Annotated in this window: 15 protein-coding genes; 9 read left to right on the top strand and 6 right to left on the bottom strand. The window is 63.7% G+C overall.

The window, feature by feature from the left end; translation table 11 throughout:
* Positions 1-5: 5 nt before the first annotated feature.
* On the bottom strand, positions 6-719 hold the full coding sequence (locus tag KYT97_RS07835) for a TIGR03089 family protein (protein WP_116101579.1): 714 nt from the start codon (positions 717-719) through the stop codon (positions 6-8).
* 21 nt (positions 720-740) lie between these two features.
* The gene (locus KYT97_RS07830; RefSeq protein ID WP_280639083.1) at positions 741-2,255 is read right to left on the bottom strand and encodes an LCP family protein; all 1,515 of its coding nucleotides are present in this window, start codon (positions 2,253-2,255) and stop codon (positions 741-743) included.
* Positions 2,256-2,349: 94 nt separating this feature from the next.
* Between KYT97_RS07830 and rfbD the strand changes: the two genes are divergently transcribed.
* Genes rfbD through KYT97_RS07810 form a run of 4 tightly spaced genes read left to right on the top strand, consistent with a single transcriptional unit; the run spans position 2,350 to position 6,044 of the window.
* Entirely contained in the window at positions 2,350-3,204 is an 855-nt protein-coding gene (gene rfbD, locus KYT97_RS07825) for a dTDP-4-dehydrorhamnose reductase (RefSeq protein WP_116101576.1), read from the top strand.
* A gap of 43 nt (positions 3,205-3,247) precedes the next feature.
* Complete coding sequence (locus KYT97_RS07820) at positions 3,248-4,162, top strand: glycosyltransferase family 2 protein (RefSeq protein WP_116101575.1); 915 nt, start codon at positions 3,248-3,250, stop codon at positions 4,160-4,162.
* A complete protein-coding gene (gene manB / locus KYT97_RS07815) occupies positions 4,159-5,238 on the top strand; it encodes a mannose-1-phosphate guanylyltransferase (RefSeq protein ID WP_033231210.1) in 1,080 nt (359 codons plus the stop codon). Before KYT97_RS07820 ends, manB begins: the two co-directional genes overlap by 4 nt.
* A gap of 32 nt (positions 5,239-5,270) precedes the next feature.
* Positions 5,271-6,044 carry an SGNH/GDSL hydrolase family protein gene (locus KYT97_RS07810; protein ID WP_116101573.1) on the top strand — a complete coding sequence of 258 codons (774 nt, stop codon included), beginning with the start codon at positions 5,271-5,273 and terminating at the stop codon, positions 6,042-6,044.
* Between the two features lie 4 nt (positions 6,045-6,048).
* On the opposite strand, the gene KYT97_RS07805 is transcribed toward KYT97_RS07810, so the two are convergent.
* The 3 genes from KYT97_RS07805 to cofD are packed head-to-tail and all read right to left on the bottom strand — an operon-like array spanning position 6,049 to position 8,963.
* Positions 6,049-6,606, bottom strand: a complete 558-nt coding sequence (locus KYT97_RS07805) for an NUDIX hydrolase (protein ID WP_045070592.1) — start codon at positions 6,604-6,606, stop codon at positions 6,049-6,051.
* Positions 6,607-7,974: a coenzyme F420-0:L-glutamate ligase gene (locus KYT97_RS07800; protein WP_045070590.1), complete on the bottom strand. Its 1,368-nt coding sequence runs from the start codon at positions 7,972-7,974 to the stop codon at positions 6,607-6,609.
* Entirely contained in the window at positions 7,971-8,963 is a 993-nt protein-coding gene (cofD, locus tag KYT97_RS07795; protein WP_033231206.1) for a 2-phospho-L-lactate transferase, read from the bottom strand. Before cofD ends, KYT97_RS07800 begins: the two co-directional genes overlap by 4 nt.
* Before the next feature lie 402 nt (positions 8,964-9,365).
* On the opposite strand from cofD, the gene KYT97_RS07790 reads away from it, so the two are divergent.
* A complete protein-coding gene (locus KYT97_RS07790) occupies positions 9,366-9,629 on the top strand; it encodes a WhiB family transcriptional regulator (protein WP_165826358.1) in 264 nt (87 codons plus the stop codon).
* Between the two features lie 186 nt (positions 9,630-9,815).
* Here KYT97_RS07790 and KYT97_RS07785 read toward each other — a convergent pair whose 3' ends face one another.
* The gene (locus KYT97_RS07785; protein ID WP_033231205.1) at positions 9,816-10,304 is read right to left on the bottom strand and encodes a metallopeptidase family protein; all 489 of its coding nucleotides are present in this window, start codon (positions 10,302-10,304) and stop codon (positions 9,816-9,818) included.
* Positions 10,305-10,384: 80 nt separating this feature from the next.
* On the opposite strand from KYT97_RS07785, the gene KYT97_RS07780 reads away from it, so the two are divergent.
* From KYT97_RS07780 to manA, 4 genes are all read left to right on the top strand, one after another.
* Entirely contained in the window at positions 10,385-10,783 is a 399-nt protein-coding gene (locus KYT97_RS07780; RefSeq protein WP_033231204.1) for a DUF3499 domain-containing protein, read from the top strand.
* Between the two features lie 138 nt (positions 10,784-10,921).
* Positions 10,922-12,295 (top strand): phosphomannomutase/phosphoglucomutase, encoded by a 1,374-nt coding sequence (locus KYT97_RS07775; protein ID WP_092801333.1) that lies wholly within the window; start codon positions 10,922-10,924, stop codon positions 12,293-12,295.
* Positions 12,296-12,427: 132 nt separating this feature from the next.
* Entirely contained in the window at positions 12,428-13,522 is a 1,095-nt protein-coding gene (locus tag KYT97_RS07770) for a tobH protein (protein ID WP_219112008.1), read from the top strand.
* Positions 13,522-14,739, top strand: coding sequence for a mannose-6-phosphate isomerase, class I (gene manA / locus KYT97_RS07765; RefSeq protein ID WP_219112007.1), 1,218 nt, complete (start codon positions 13,522-13,524; stop codon positions 14,737-14,739). Before KYT97_RS07770 ends, manA begins: the two co-directional genes overlap by 1 nt.

Below are 14,739 nucleotides of genomic sequence, written 5' to 3'. Positions count from 1 at the left end.
TGCGGTCAGAACTGCTTCGTGACCTTCTCGGTGCCCACTCGGCGCGCGGTAACATCCGCGTCCGGGTGGGCTACCTGCACGAGCGACGCGCCGGCGGCCAGCACCGACAGCAGTCCGTCGATCAGTTCTTCAGCCGAATCCCACGACGCGCTGGACATCACACGATCCGACGACGTGAGTTCGCGGGCGGCGGCGGATTCCGTTGCCGCGCGCACGGTTTCCGCAACCGATCGGCCTTCCAGGGCTGCTCCGGCGCCCGCGGCGCGGAACTGATCGCCATGCACTCGGATGGACGTCGCGTAGTCGGCAACCCCGATCGGCAGGTCGCTCAGGCCCTTGCCGAATGCGTCGAGGGACAGCGCCGCGACCTCAGGGACATCGGCGACGTCATCGAGTCGATCCGCCGTCACGAAAGCAAGTTCGGCGTCGGACTCGGGGGAGAGGACAACCTCGCACCCGGCCCACCACACACCGAGTAGGACGGCAACGCTCTGCCAGTGGGCCGGCAGCAGCACCGCAACTTTTGCTCCCGGCTCGAGAGCAAACTCGTCGCGCACCATGTTTGCGGTCTTGGCAGCCCAATTCATCAGGGTGCTTGCCGACAACTCGATGCGCTCGCCGCTCGCATCGTCGTAGTACGTGACCCGTGGTCCGGCAGGGTCGGCCGCGAGGATCGGTCCGAGGAGTGCGTCGGTCAGATTGTCGGCAGATGAAGGCATCCGCTCAGTTTACGCAGAGTATTAATTCACACAGCGGGGTCCGCTGGATGCGGCGTCGATCGGCGGTCCGGCGGGAGCGGGAGTCGGACTGGTCTCGGTTGTGCTCGCCGAGTCCGGTGTCCCGGAAGCTGAAGTCGAGCCGGAATCCGTTGGTGACACGGAATCGGCGGACGTGGGACCGGAGTAGTCCGAGGCGAGAACAACTCGAACGGTGTTCGAGGGCAACGACGAATCCGCTTTTACGGTCAAGCCGCCCAATACCTCGGCGACGGCAAGGGCTGCGTCGTCGTCCTTGGACTTCGCAAAGACCGTTGACTCGGATACGTCTGCACCGGTGTTGTTTCCGACTTCGCCTTCCCGGTAGCCGAGTGCGCTCAGTGCTTCGGAGACTCCGCTCGCGAGTCCGCCGATATCGCTGGCGTTAGCTACGTCGACGGTGAATTTCGAGGCATCGACGGTAGGCGCCGCCGAGGTGGTTTCTTCTTCCTCGACCTCTGCGCCGACGAGGTTCGCGATGTACTTCTTCACCTCTTTCGGATCGACCTTGACGATCGACTCGCCGTAGTCGGTCATACCGTTGATGTCGAGCACCGGGATGGTTTCGAACTGAACCTTGCCGCCCGCCAAATTTTGCAGTTGCTTCGCGAATTCGATGATGTCCCAGTCGTCGTCGATCACCACCGAGCGTGACACGGCGTTGGTCAACGAACTGAGCTTGCCGGGATCGCTGAGTGTTTTCGCGCTGAGGACCTGGCTGACAAGGGAAGCCATGAACACTTGCTGACGCACGATGCGGTCGAGGTCGCCGCGGGGAAGATCGTGACGTTGCCGGACAAAGCTGAGGGCGTTCGATCCGTCGAGAGTCTGTTGGCCGGCCGGAAAATTGGCGCCGGAGAGAGGCTCGTTCACGGCCGCGTTGAGGCATACGTCGACGCCACCCACAGCATTGGTGAGCAGAACGAATCCGAGCAGGCCGACCTCGGCGTAGTGGTCGACGGTGATTCCGGTCAGGTTCGCGACGGATTCGATGAGTGCTTCGCGGCCCGCTTCAGTGGATTTGCGGTCCGACTCCGATTCGCTTGCTCCGTTGTTGACCAGCCGCAGACGCTCGGTCTCCTTGGTTGCTCCGAAGGCTCCGTTGATCTTCGACATGCCGATGCCGGGAACATTGACGTACGCGTCGCGGGGAATGGAGATCGCGGTGGCGGAACTGCCGTCGTTGGGAACGCGGATCAAGATGATCGTGTCGGTGTTGGACGCAACTTCCTCACCGGCCCGTAGCGAATCCAGCTCGTTTTGGCTCAGGGGATTTCCGTGCGCATCCGTTCGGCTGTCGGTTCCCACCATGAGGATGTCGATGGCGCCGTCCTTGCCGCCGCCCAAGCCGAGTCCGCTGGCGGTGGCCAGGGAATTGCGCAGTGAGTCCACTCCGCGCCAGGCAAAGCCGGTAACCAGTAACACCAGGACCGACACGACGGCGACGGCGATCCGGCCTGGGCTGGTCTTTGCTCGACTAGGCGCAGGCTGCGGACGCACGCGGCGTTGTGGTTGCTGGTGTGACACCCATCCAGGTTACTGGTCTACTCACGTCAGGTCGGGTACCTGGCGACGGCGTGCCAAACTGACGGGTATGACTAATATCCTGCTCACAGGGGCGCGCGGCCAGCTTGGAAGTCGTATCGAATCGCTTGCGCTCTCGGCGGGTCGAAGCGTTGTCGCTCTGGGTTCAGCACAGTTGGACATCACCGATCGTGGTGCGGTCGACAAAGCGCTGACGTCCGATGTTCTCTCACCCGAGACGGTGGTGATCAACTGCGCCGCGTACACGGCAGTGGATGCAGCGGAGTCGGATGAGGCGGCGGCCACGGCAGTGAACGAGACCGGGCCGAGCAACCTGGCATCGGCCTGCGCGCGGGCGGGTGCCCGATTGATCCACGTCTCCACCGACTACGTCTTTCCTGGTGACGCTCACAGCCCGTACGAGGTCGATGCGCCGACAGGGCCGTCGACGGTCTACGGCCGCACGAAGCTTGCGGGCGAGGAAGCCGTGCGCAAGTCCGGCGCTGATTCTGTGATCGTTCGCACCGCCTGGGTCTACTCGGGTGAGGCCGGTGATTTTGTCGGCACGATGCGCCGCCTCGAAGGTGAACGGGACTTTATCGACGTCGTCGACGATCAGATCGGTTCGCCCACGTACAGCGTCGATCTGGCGGCCGGTCTGTTGGAACTGGCGTCACGTCCGTTCACGGGCACTTCGACACTGCACGCGACCAACGACGGGCAGGCCAGTTGGTTCGATCTGGCGCGCGCGGTGTTCGAGGAGATCGGTGCCGATCCGAATCGGGTTCGCCCGTGCACCAGCGCCGCATTTGTCCGCCCGGCGCCGCGCCCCGCGTACTCGGTGTTGTCCGGTGACGCGTGGGCGGCCGCGGGCCTGAGCCCGTTGCGCCCGTGGCGTGAGGCGCTTCACGACGCAATCGCGTGAGCAAAGTTCAGATGGAGCGCTCCGGGCGGCTAGGCTGACCGGCGTGAGTCCCAAGCTGGCCGTGGTAACGGTGACGTACTCGCCCGGCGAGCATCTCGAGAACTTTTTGAGCACACTCGCCGAGGCGACGACAGAAAAACCCCAGGTCATCATGGCCGACAATGGGTCGACCGACGGAACTCCCGAGGCCGCCGACAGCAAGTACGAACACGTTCGTCTGCTCCGTACCGGTGGAAATATCGGGTACGGAGGCGCGATAAATCGGGCTGTCGCGGAGATCGATCCGGCTGTCGAATTCATCGTGATTTCCAATCCGGACGTCCAATGGAGCCCCGGTTCACTCGACAAATTGGTGGCTGCGGCAAATCGGTGGCCAAGGGCCGGTGCGCTGGGGCCCAAGGTCCTCGAACCCGACGGCAGCGTGTATCCGTCGGCGCGATCGGTTCCCGACATCACTTCCGGTGCGGGACACGCAATTCTGGGCACGGTGTGGCCGAAGAATCCGTGGACGACTCGCTACCGCCAGGAGAACGAGGCGCTCACCGAGCGCGCGGTCGGCTGGTTGTCCGGTTCGTGCCTGCTCGTTCGCCGCGCCGCCTTCGACGCCATCTCCGGGTTCGACTCCCGTTACTTCATGTACATGGAGGACGTCGATTTCGGTGATCGCCTCGGGAAAGCGGGTTGGCTCAACGTGTTTGTGCCCTCTGCGGAGGTAACTCACGCGAAAGGGCATGCGGCAGGGCGTCATCCGGAGTTGATGCTGCCGGCACACCACCGCAGTGCCTACCGTTTCCAAGCCGATCGCCATCCACATTGGTGGCAGGCCCCGCTGCGTCTGGCACTGCGCGGCGGCCTGGCGCTTCGTTCCAAGATCGCCGTCGCATCCGCAGTGCGAGCTCGCACAGATCACCAGACCGATGACACTTCAGTTTCGAATCCCAGGGGACAACAACGATGACCGAACCTACTCCGACCGACGCGGTAATCCTGGTAGGCGGCAAGGGCACTCGCCTGCGCCCCCTGACCTTGTCGGCTCCCAAGCCGATGTTGCCGACGGCCGGTCTGCCGTTCCTGACGCACCTGCTCGCGCGGATCGAAGCTGCGGGCATCAAGCACGTCGTGCTCGGTACGTCGTTCAAGGCAGAGGTGTTCGAGGACTACTTCGGTGACGGATCGAAGATGGGCCTCGAGATCGACTACGTGTTCGAGAACGAACCGCTCGGCACCGGCGGTGGTATCCGCAACGTTCTTCCGAAACTTCGCGGCGACAACATCATGGTGTTCAACGGCGACGTACTCGGCGGCACCGATCTGAACGCGATCCTCGACACACACACGAAAACGGATGCGGACGTCACGCTGCACCTCGTACGAGTCGGCGATCCGCGAGCGTTCGGCTGTGTACCCACCGACGAAGACGGTCGGGTGTCCGCGTTCCTGGAGAAGACCCAGGATCCGCCGACCGATCAGATCAACGCCGGTTGTTACGTCTTCAAGCGCGAGATCATCGAGCAGATCCCCGAGGGTCGCCCGGTGTCGGTCGAGCGCGAGGTGTTCCCGAACCTGCTGGCCGAGGGCAAGCGCGTCTTCGGTCACGTCGACACGTCGTACTGGCGTGACATGGGCACTCCGGAGGACTTCGTGCGCGGTTCAGCCGACCTGGTTCGCGGTATCGCGCCGTCACCCGCACTCGAGGGCCCGCGCGGCGAGTCCCTGGTGCATCCCGGTGCCGGTGTGGCTCCCGGAGCTGTGTTGATCGGCGGCACGGTTGTCGGACGCGGCGCAGAAGTGGGCGCAGGCGCCCGCCTCGACGGCGCAATCCTGTTCGACGGCGCCGTGGTGGAAGCCGGGGCAGTTGTCGAGCGATCGATCCTCGGATTCGGTGTTCGGGTGGGACCCCGCGCACTCGTCCGCGACGCGGTGATCGGCGACGGTGCCGATATCGGCGCTCGCTGCGAATTGCTCCGCGGCGCTCGGGTGTGGCCGGGTGTGACGCTGCCCGACGGCGGCGTGCGTTTCAGCACAGATGTGTGATTGTTGAGCTTCGCAACTGGAATAATGGCCGGATGACTTCATTTCCGAGCCGCTACGTCGCCCTCGGTGATTCGTTCACCGAGGGCGTCGGCGACACAGACGACAGATTCCCCAACGGACTACGAGGTTGGTCCGAACGCGTCGCGGAGCAGTTGGCAATCGGCAACCCGGATTTCCGATACGCCAATCTGGCGATTCGTGGTCGACTACTCGGTCCGATCGTCGACGAGCAGCTGGGGCCCGCGCTGGCGCTGAAGCCGGACCTCGTGACGATCTACGCCGGCGGCAACGACATGATGCGCCCCAAGCTGGACCTCGATGCCGTAGTCGCTCGCTACGACACCGCGATTGCCGCGCTCACCGAATCCGGTGCTCGCGTAGTGATGTTCACCGCCTACGACACCGGATGGTCGGCGTTCTTCGGCAAACTCCGTGGCCGGATGGCCATTTACAACGAATTGGTGCGCGAAGTCGCTGATCGACACGGCGCGACCATCGTCGACTTCTGGCGGTTCGCCGAATATCAGGATCTGCGGATGTGGGACTTCGACCGCCTGCACATGTCACCTGCCGGGCATCAGAACATGGCCGCTCACGTGCTCGACGCCATCGGTGTGGACCACACTCTCACCGCGCCGGATCTCGGTCCCGTGCCGGCGCAGTCGAAGATCGAGGCCAGGCGCGAAGACCGTCAATGGACCCGAGAGTTCCTGGTGCCGTGGCTGGCTCGGCGCGTCAAGGGCGTCTCCTCGGGTGACGGAGTCAGCGCCAAGCGGCCCGAGTTGGCCCCCGCTTTTCAAGCCTGAAGGTTCAGACCTGAAGGCGCAGTCTCGCCAGCGAGACCATGTGGTTGACGCTCTCGTGTTCGGCATTGGCTGGGAGGGAATCGACGGGCCACCACTGCAGGTCCGTCGACTCCTCGCTGCGCACGATCGGTGAGTTGTCCGGTGCCACAACAAGAAACCTCAGGTCGAGGTGCCGGGTCGGGACGCCGAGTGAACACGTGATGGGGTGCGTGTGTGCGGAAAGAAGTGCGGGGTCGATGCGCAGATCGTGAATTCCCGATTCCTCGCGAGCTTCCCGCAAGGCGGAATCGATCACAGTGTCATCAGTCGGTTCGCAGTGTCCGCCGAGCTGAATCCACTTCCCGACACGCGGATGCAGAGTGAGCAGGACGTGATTCAGGCTTTCGTCGACAACGAGCGACGACGCGGTGATGTGCCCCGGCACATGACGACGAAGGCATCCGTCTGGTGCGGAGTCGAGAAAAGCCAACATGGTGTGACGGAGGGACTCGTCGTGCGCTGACGGCGTAGGCCATTGTTCCAGAACACCTTTGGCGGACCTGTGCAGAGTCTCTGCGCTCACCTACATCTCCACCAATGCGTCACCGGCTGCGGGAGCCGTACGGGGAGTGAGCGGTTCGAGGGGGTGACCGACAGCGACGGCGCCGAGCGGTTGCCAATCGGCGGGCACGCCCAGATGTTCGCGCACCGTGTCGGCGGCAAAGATCGTCGAACCGATCCAGCAGCTCCCGATCTCACGGGTCGCGAGCGCAACCAGCAAGCCCTGCACCGCCGCTCCCGCCGCCACGGTGAACATCGTGGACTCCGCAGCGGTGCGGCGCTCGTCCGGGTAGCTGTGCGCGCCGTCGGGGACGCAGAACGGGATGACAACTTCAGGGGCGTCGAACAGGATGTTGCCACGCGCGACGCGGGCCTGCGCGGATTCCTCGGTGCGTCCGTCGGCGCGCAGATCGGTGAGCCACTTCTCGCGTAGTGCTTCCAACAGTTGCTTGCGAATAGTGTTGGTGCGCAACCAGACAAAGCGAACGGGTCGGGTGTGGTGCGGCGCCGGCGCGGTCAACGCCTCGGCGATGGACAACCGAATCGCGTCGGCGTCAACAGGTTCCTCGCTGAACGCGCGAATCGAACGGCGCAGAAGCAACGACTGGCCGCGGCCCATCGCCGTGGCTTCGGCCGTGCCGAGCCAGAACAGATCGTCGGCACCGCGACGGATGAGATCCTGCGCTGTGGAACCGTTGTCCTGGAATCGCAAGCCGCGTACGACGGCAACCGGTACTCCGCCGAGCTTGCCCTTGACCAGATCGCCGGCAGCCGCGATTTCGTCGGCAACGGCGATCTCGGTCACGATCAGATCGTTACCCTGGCTGTCCTGCGCTCCGAGGTAACCGTGCAACACCGGGATTCCGGCGGCGCCGATCGCGGCGTCGGTCTGCCCGTTGCGCCACGCGCGGCCCATGGTGTCCGTCACCACGACGGCGACGGACTTACCGGCGGCATCGAGGAACCGAGCGCGCAGCGCGGCGGCACTCGCGTCGGGATCGACGGGAAGCAAAGCCAACTCGCCGCCGTCGACGTTGGAGCCGTCGATGCCGGATGCGGCCTGAACGATTCCGAGCTTGTTCTCCGTGATGAGGGTTCGGCCCTTACGCGCTACGACGCGTACGGCTTCCTGATCGACGAGTACACGCCGCGCGGCATCGCGCTCGTCGGGGTCGGTCGGGGACGAGACGATGCGGCCTTCGACCTTCGAGAACACTTTGCTCGTCACGACAAGGACGTCGCCGTCGCGGATCCACGGTGTTGCCTCGATGAGGGCAGCAGCCAAATCGTCCCCCGGACGGAACTCCGGAAGACCATGGACGGGAATCACTTCGATGGCTGCGCCGGGCGAGTGATCGCCGGGTGCCTGATCGGTCGTGTTTGTTGTCACAGCGACACTCCGGCGATATCGAATGCGGTGGCCACCATCTCGGCGGTGGCCGCGGGCGAGGACATGATCAGTGGGACGGCGCGCACATCCACACCGTCGACGTCGGCGGTGTCACCCTCGTCGATCAGCCAGCCGTCGAGGATGCCGTTGATCGACCGGGCGCCGTAATGGCGACCGATTGCTTCGGATGTCGTCTCGACGCCGATGACGTCGAGGCACTCGTCGGCCATTCCGCGCAACGGTTTTCCGCCGATCACGGGGGAGAGTCCGATCACTTTGGCTGCGGTGGTGCGCAGTGCACCACGAATGCCTGGCACCGCCAGAATCGCGCCGACACTGACAACCGGGTTGGACGGAGCGATCAGGACGACGTCCGCGTTCTCGATCGCCTCGAGCACTCCCGGGGCCGGCTTCGCCTGTTCGGCACCGACGTGAGCAAAGCTGTGGGTCGGGACGTGTGCGCGGTGACGTACCCACCACTCCTGGAAATGGATCGCTTTCTGCTCGCCGTCCTCCGGGTCGGTGATCACGACGTGCGTTTCGCTGCGGTCGTCACTGACGGGGATGAGGTCAACGCCGGGATTCCAACGATTGCACAACGCTTCGGTAACTGCGGAGAGCGGATAGCCCGTTCTGAGCATCTGGCTGCGGATCAGATGGGTGGCGATATCGCGGTCGCCGAGCCCGAACCAGTCCGGCTTTGCGCCGTACGCGGCGAGCTCTTCTTTTGCGTTCCAACTCTCGCCCTTGTGGCCCCATCCGCGCTCGGTGTCGATGCCGCCGCCGAGGGTGTACATGCAGGTATCGAGGTCGGGGCAGATACGCAGCCCGTGCATCCAGACGTCGTCGCCGACGTTGACCACGGCTGTGATCCGGTGTGGGCCTTGATATTTCTCGAGCGTTTCACCACCGGAGATGCCGAGTGCGTGTTGCACTCCTTGGAGGAAACGAGCTCCGCCGACGCCGCCAACCAATACAGTCACGTTCACTTGACAAAGACTAGGCGGTGCTCGGCTTGCCGTGTCCGCTGGGCGGTGTGTCAGATGTAAAACTCGGGCCGGAATACTAATGGATTCCTGTTCATTAGCTTGACCGCGACACGCTGGACGTGTGTAATCTCAAATGTGTCATTCCACCGATGTCGGCGAGTTTGCCTGCAGCGGGACCACATTCGAACGTAGTTTCGAGTGGTCAACGGGGTGGGGTTGAAATGGGTTGAAATACGGAGTGAAATTCTGCGCTATTACAGGTGAGGAGGCGGAACGATGCCCAATGAAAATGTCGAGATCAGTGCTCTGGCAATGACAGTGAGCTACGAACCGCAGACCGATTCCCAAGCAGGCGCAGCAGAAGGTGCCTGCAGTGATATCGAGGCGGTGACTGCTCGGCCTGTGCTGAGTCTGGTGACCGGCTTCGAGGAACTGTTCGACACCATCGAGGATCAATGGCAGGAACGCGCACTCTGTGCGCAGACCGATCCTGAGGCGTTCTTCCCTGAAAAGGGTGGATCTACTCGGGAAGCCAAGCGAATTTGCCTCGGCTGTGAGGTTCGTGACGAGTGCCTCGATTATGCACTCGCCAACGACGAACGGTTCGGAATCTGGGGAGGGTTGTCGGAGCGCGAGCGTCGACGTCTCAAGCGGGGGATCATCTGATCTGCTGCTGAATCGGTTCGGTCAGCGTCGGGGCTGACGGGACGGTCTGCGAAAAGTCTTGACCTGCAACGGGGAATTGCAGGTCGTGCACAGACTTTCAGAGGTATTTGCTTAAGGGACATGGGCTTTCGGCCCTAGCCTGCAGAGTACTTAGTCCTCTTCGGGTGCCTAGTCTTTTTCAGGTGCCTAGTCTTCTTCAGGGAACGTCGGATCGATCACTGATGGATCGACGCCGAGGAACGTACTGACTTGATGCACCAGCACGTCGTGAACCAGATCCGTGAGTTCGTCCGGATTCTTGGCACGCTGCTCCAACGGTCGACGGAACAACACAATTCGCGCACGTGTCGTCTTGCCGTGGCGATCGATGCCGGCGGGGATCAAACGTGAGAGTGGGACAGGTCCGTCCGCGACAACTTCCGGTGGCCAGTTCACCGAATCCGGATCGCGGGCAAAAATCTTCGGAACCTCGTCTACGGCGATGTCGAGTTTCTTCAGCCGGTCGTGCCATGCCAGGTCGACCGGAGCAAACGCCTCCATCACGAGGAGATCGAATTTCTCCGCTCGGGTTCGCCGTGCCGGAACTTCCGGCGGCAACAAAGGTCCGCGCAGGCCGCGGCCGTGCCGTTCGATCGAACGGGTGGTGATCGACCGTCTGCGGGGGGAGCGTGACATGGCGTCGAGATTACGACAGTGACGCTCCGTCGGTGTGTCCGAGTAGGTTCCCGCCGCGGGGAGGGCTAGGCTCCGTACCTGTGAGATCTCTGCGTCGCTGCTGCCGCCCCGGGTGCAAGAACCCCGCCGTCGCGACGTTGACGTATGTCTACTCGGACTCCACTGCGGTAGTCGGTCCTCTCGCGACCGTCGCTGAACCGCACTCGTGGGATCTGTGTGACAACCATGCGTCGCGTATCACGGTCCCGAAGGGCTGGGAAATGGTCCGGTACGAGGGTGGATTCTCGACCAGCACTCCGGACGAAGACGATTTGACCGCTCTTGCCGAAGCTGTCCGTGAGGCAGGTTTCGGCGACCGCGCCAAGGGACGTGAGGACACCGGCGTGTCCGCAGGCGACGACGCCCGTTCCGTCGCGCCTCCCGCGGTTCGCACCGGTCGTCGCGGTCACCTGCGTGTTCTGCCGGATCCGTCGGCCTGAACTTCCGGCCGCTTTTGCCTGACATCCCGTAGTCACGCGTGAAGCATTAGGCTTGCTCAGAACTTCCAGCGTCTTGCGAACTTCCAGTGTCCCGGTCGAAAGATCCGACGGGATGCGCACACAAGGAGAATGAATTCAGTGGGGCGAACAGCCGAGTCGGTTGCTGCAATCATCAAGGCGTACGACGTCCGTGGCGTGGTGGGTGAGCAGATCGACGAAGATTTTGTCCGCGATGTCGGCGCGTCGTTTGCCCGCTTGGTTCGGGACGAGGAGGGCGCTGCATCGACTGTGGTGATCGGGCACGACATGCGTGAGTCCTCACCCGCGCTGTCGGCCGCGTTCGCCGAGGGTGTCGTCGCGCAGGGACTCGACGTAGTACACATCGGACTGGCGTCCACCGACGAGCTCTATTTTGCTTCCGGGTTGTTGAACTGCCCCGGTGCGATGTTCACGGCAAGCCACAACCCTGCGAAGTACAACGGCATCAAGTTGTGCCGGGCGGGTGCGAAGCCAGTCGGTCAGGACACCGGTCTTGCTGTCATCTCCGGTGAGGTCGTCTCCGGAGTTCCCGAGTTCGACGGTCCGGCCGGCGCGGTCAGCAGCCGCGATGTGCTCGACGAGTACGCAAGCTACTTGCGTGGGCTGGTCGACCTGTCCGAGATGCGCGCGATGAAGGTTGCCGTCGATGCGGGTAACGGGATGGGCGGACACACAGCGCCCGCCGTCTTCGGCCCGATGCCGCTCGACGTGCTGCCGCTGTACTTCGAATTGGACGGCTCGTTCCCCAATCACGAAGCGAACCCGCTCGATCCGGCCAACCTGGTCGATCTGCAGGCGTACGTCCGTGAGACGGGCGCAGATGTCGGTCTTGCCTTCGACGGTGACGCGGACCGTTGCTTCGTGGTCGACGAAAAGGGTGACCCGGTGTCCCCGTCCGCCGTGACGGCACTGGTTGCCCAGCGCGAGTTGGCAAAAGAGCCCGGCGCGTCGATCATCTACAACCTCATCACCTCGCACGCCGTGCCGGAACTGGTCACCGAATTGGGTGGCGTTCCGATCCGCACCCGTGTCGGCCATTCGTTCATCAAGCAGCAGATGGCCGAAACGGGCGCAGTCTTCGGCGGCGAGCATTCCGCTCACTACTACTTCCGCGATTTCTGGGGTGCCGATTCCGGCATGCTGGCTGCTCTGCACGTGCTGGCCGCACTCGGTGAGCAGGACCGGCCGCTGTCTGAACTGATGGCCGAGTACACCCGGTACAGCGCTTCCGGCGAGATCAACTCGACCGTTGCCGATGCGGCCGATCGAACGGCTGCGGTCCTCGCCGCCTTCGCGGACCGCACAGAATCCGTCGACCGCCTCGACGGTGTCACGGTCAACTTGTCCGGTAATGCGTGGTTCAACCTGCGGGCATCCAACACCGAACCGTTGCTCCGACTCAACGTCGAAGCTCCGACGCAGGCCGACGTCGACGCGTTGGTCGGCGAGATTCTGGCGATCGTTCGAGGCTGAGTTCATTTTTCTGCCCGATTGGTTTGTCGGCGCGTCGGCCGCCTGGGATAGTTGGGGGACTATCCGCGCACGCGGTGCTGCGGTCGATGTTGGTTGCGAGAGAAGTTGTTACGGAGAAGGGGGTGCGGTGAGATGACAGCGCCGACACCGCTCCTCGACCTCGACGACAGTGACGCATTGTCAGCTGCCGATTCCGAGGGGTTACTGCGTTCGGTAGCCATGGGGGGCGCACAGATTCGTTCGACGGCTTCGGCGGTCGCGGAAGGCTCGCTCGATCGGTTGGCCGGGCTGCGCCCACGAAGCATCGTGTTGATCGCGGGATCGGCCGGTGCCAGACACGCCGCCCGGATCGCCGTTGCCCTGCTCGGCAATGCTGTGCCGTGCCCGCTGGTGCTGCTCGACCGGACGCCGTCGTGGGTCGGCCCCCTCGACGTCGTGGTGGTTGCGGGAGACGACGCGGGGGATCCGCGCCTGGTGGAGTCCGTCGACGGGGCGGTGCGCCGCGGCGCAGAAGTTGTTGTCGCGGTTCCCGAAGAGGGACCGATGAGGGCAGCGGCTGCCGGGCGCACTATGACCCTGCCGCCGCGTGTGTTCACTGCTCCGCGCCACACGATGATTCGCTTTCTCGCGGTCTTCGTTGCCGTGGTTGCCGCGATCGAGAACCGCGACAAGGGTGAAGCCGGACCGTCGTCCCTCGATCGGATCGCGGACGCCGTCGACGCCGAAGCCATCAGCGACGGGTTGTCCAACGAGGTGTTTCACAATCCAGCCAAATCCTTGGCTGCCAGAATGCGCGATCGCCGACTGGTCGTGTGCGGCAGCGGCGCGGTCGCCACTGCGCTTGCCGACTATGCAAGCGCGTCGCTTCTGGCATCGGGATGCTCCGCGGCCTCCGGTGAACTGTCGGATGTGATCGCAGCGGCACGGGCCCTCTTCGCTCCGCCGTCAAGGGCCCCCGATTCGGTTTTTCACGATCCCTTCTTCCACGATCCGGAGCTCGACGGCCCGTTGCCGATCGACCCGGTTCGGGCATTCGTTTTTGCCATGGAAGCGGGACGCGGCGAGGTTGTGCGACGCATGGATGCGCTGGCCGATGCGGATCTGGTGATCGCAGCAGACGAGGACAGCGCCAATACGGGGGTATCGGAAGTGGAACAGGTGTTTGTCTTGGCATCGAGAGTGGACATGGCGTCCGCATACGTGCAGTTGACGGGTGGGCCGCGCTAGTGCACGAACTCGAGGGCGCTCTGCGGTCCTACGCCTGGGGGTCACGTACGGCTATTGCCGAACTTCGTGGGCTTCCCGTGCCGTCCGCACATCCTGAGGCGGAATTGTGGCTGGGCGCGCATCCGGGCGATCCTGCGCGCGTCGTCACCGACGATGGCAGTGAGTCGTTACTCGACGTGCTCGGCCGGGACCCGGCGCGGCAACTGGGTGAGCAGAACATCGAGGCCTTCGGTGAACGCTTGCCGTTCCTGCTCAAGCTGTTGGCAGCAGAGGAACCGCTGTCATTGCAAGCGCATCCGAGCGCCCGCCAGGCAGAAGAGGGCTTCCGCCGGGAAAACGCCCTCGGTGTTCCGATTGACGCACCCGTCCGCAATTACAAGGACGGCAGCCACAAGCCGGAACTGGTCGTCGCCCTGAGCACGTTCGAAGCGCTCGCGGGATTCCGCGAACCGACGAGGACTGTCAAGATGCTGCGCGCACTGGCGGTGCCCGAACTGGAGCCGTACATCGGTCTCCTTGAAGGACAACCGGATTCGGACGGCCTGCGGGCGTTGTTCACAACGTGGATAACCTTGCCGTCCACCGCGCTCGGAACATTGTTGCCGGCCGTCCTCGCGGGATGCATCGGTTACGCGTCGTCGCGAGACGCGGAATTTGCCGCGGAGATCCGCACCGCGCTCGAACTCGGCGAATCGTATCCGGGTGACGCCGGCGTGCTGGCTGCGTTGCTGTTGAACCGGGTCACCCTCGAACCAGGTCAGGGAATCTTCCTGGCCGCCGGAAACCTGCATGCCTATCTGCACGGACTGGCTGTCGAGATCATGGCGAACTCCGACAATGTTCTACGCGGCGGGCTTACCCCCAAATACGTCGATGTGCCCGAGTTGCTTCGGGTCCTCGACTTCAACGGATCCGACATCACGATTCTCGACCCGTCGCCGCACGCGGGCAGCGCGGACATCGTCTATCCGACGCCCGCTCCGGAATTTCGGCTCACGCGTATCGAATTGGGTGCAGACCTGACGGACAGCGTCGTTCCGGCTGGGGATCCGCGCATCCTGATCTGCACCGAGGGTTCGGTCACGGTGCGCTGTGGGACTGGCGAACTGGAACTCGATCGTGGCCGCGCAGCCTGGATTTCCGCTGACGAACCCATCGCGACAATCTCTCCCCGAAGCACAAAGGCACAGGTTTTCAGCGCCACGGTTGGCCGATAA

Origin of the sequence: Rhodococcus globerulus, from assembly GCF_019334125.1 — a bacterium.
Taxonomy (GTDB): domain Bacteria; phylum Actinomycetota; class Actinomycetes; order Mycobacteriales; family Mycobacteriaceae; genus Rhodococcus_F; species Rhodococcus_F globerula.
This window is presented reverse-complemented; position numbering and strand designations above follow the sequence as displayed.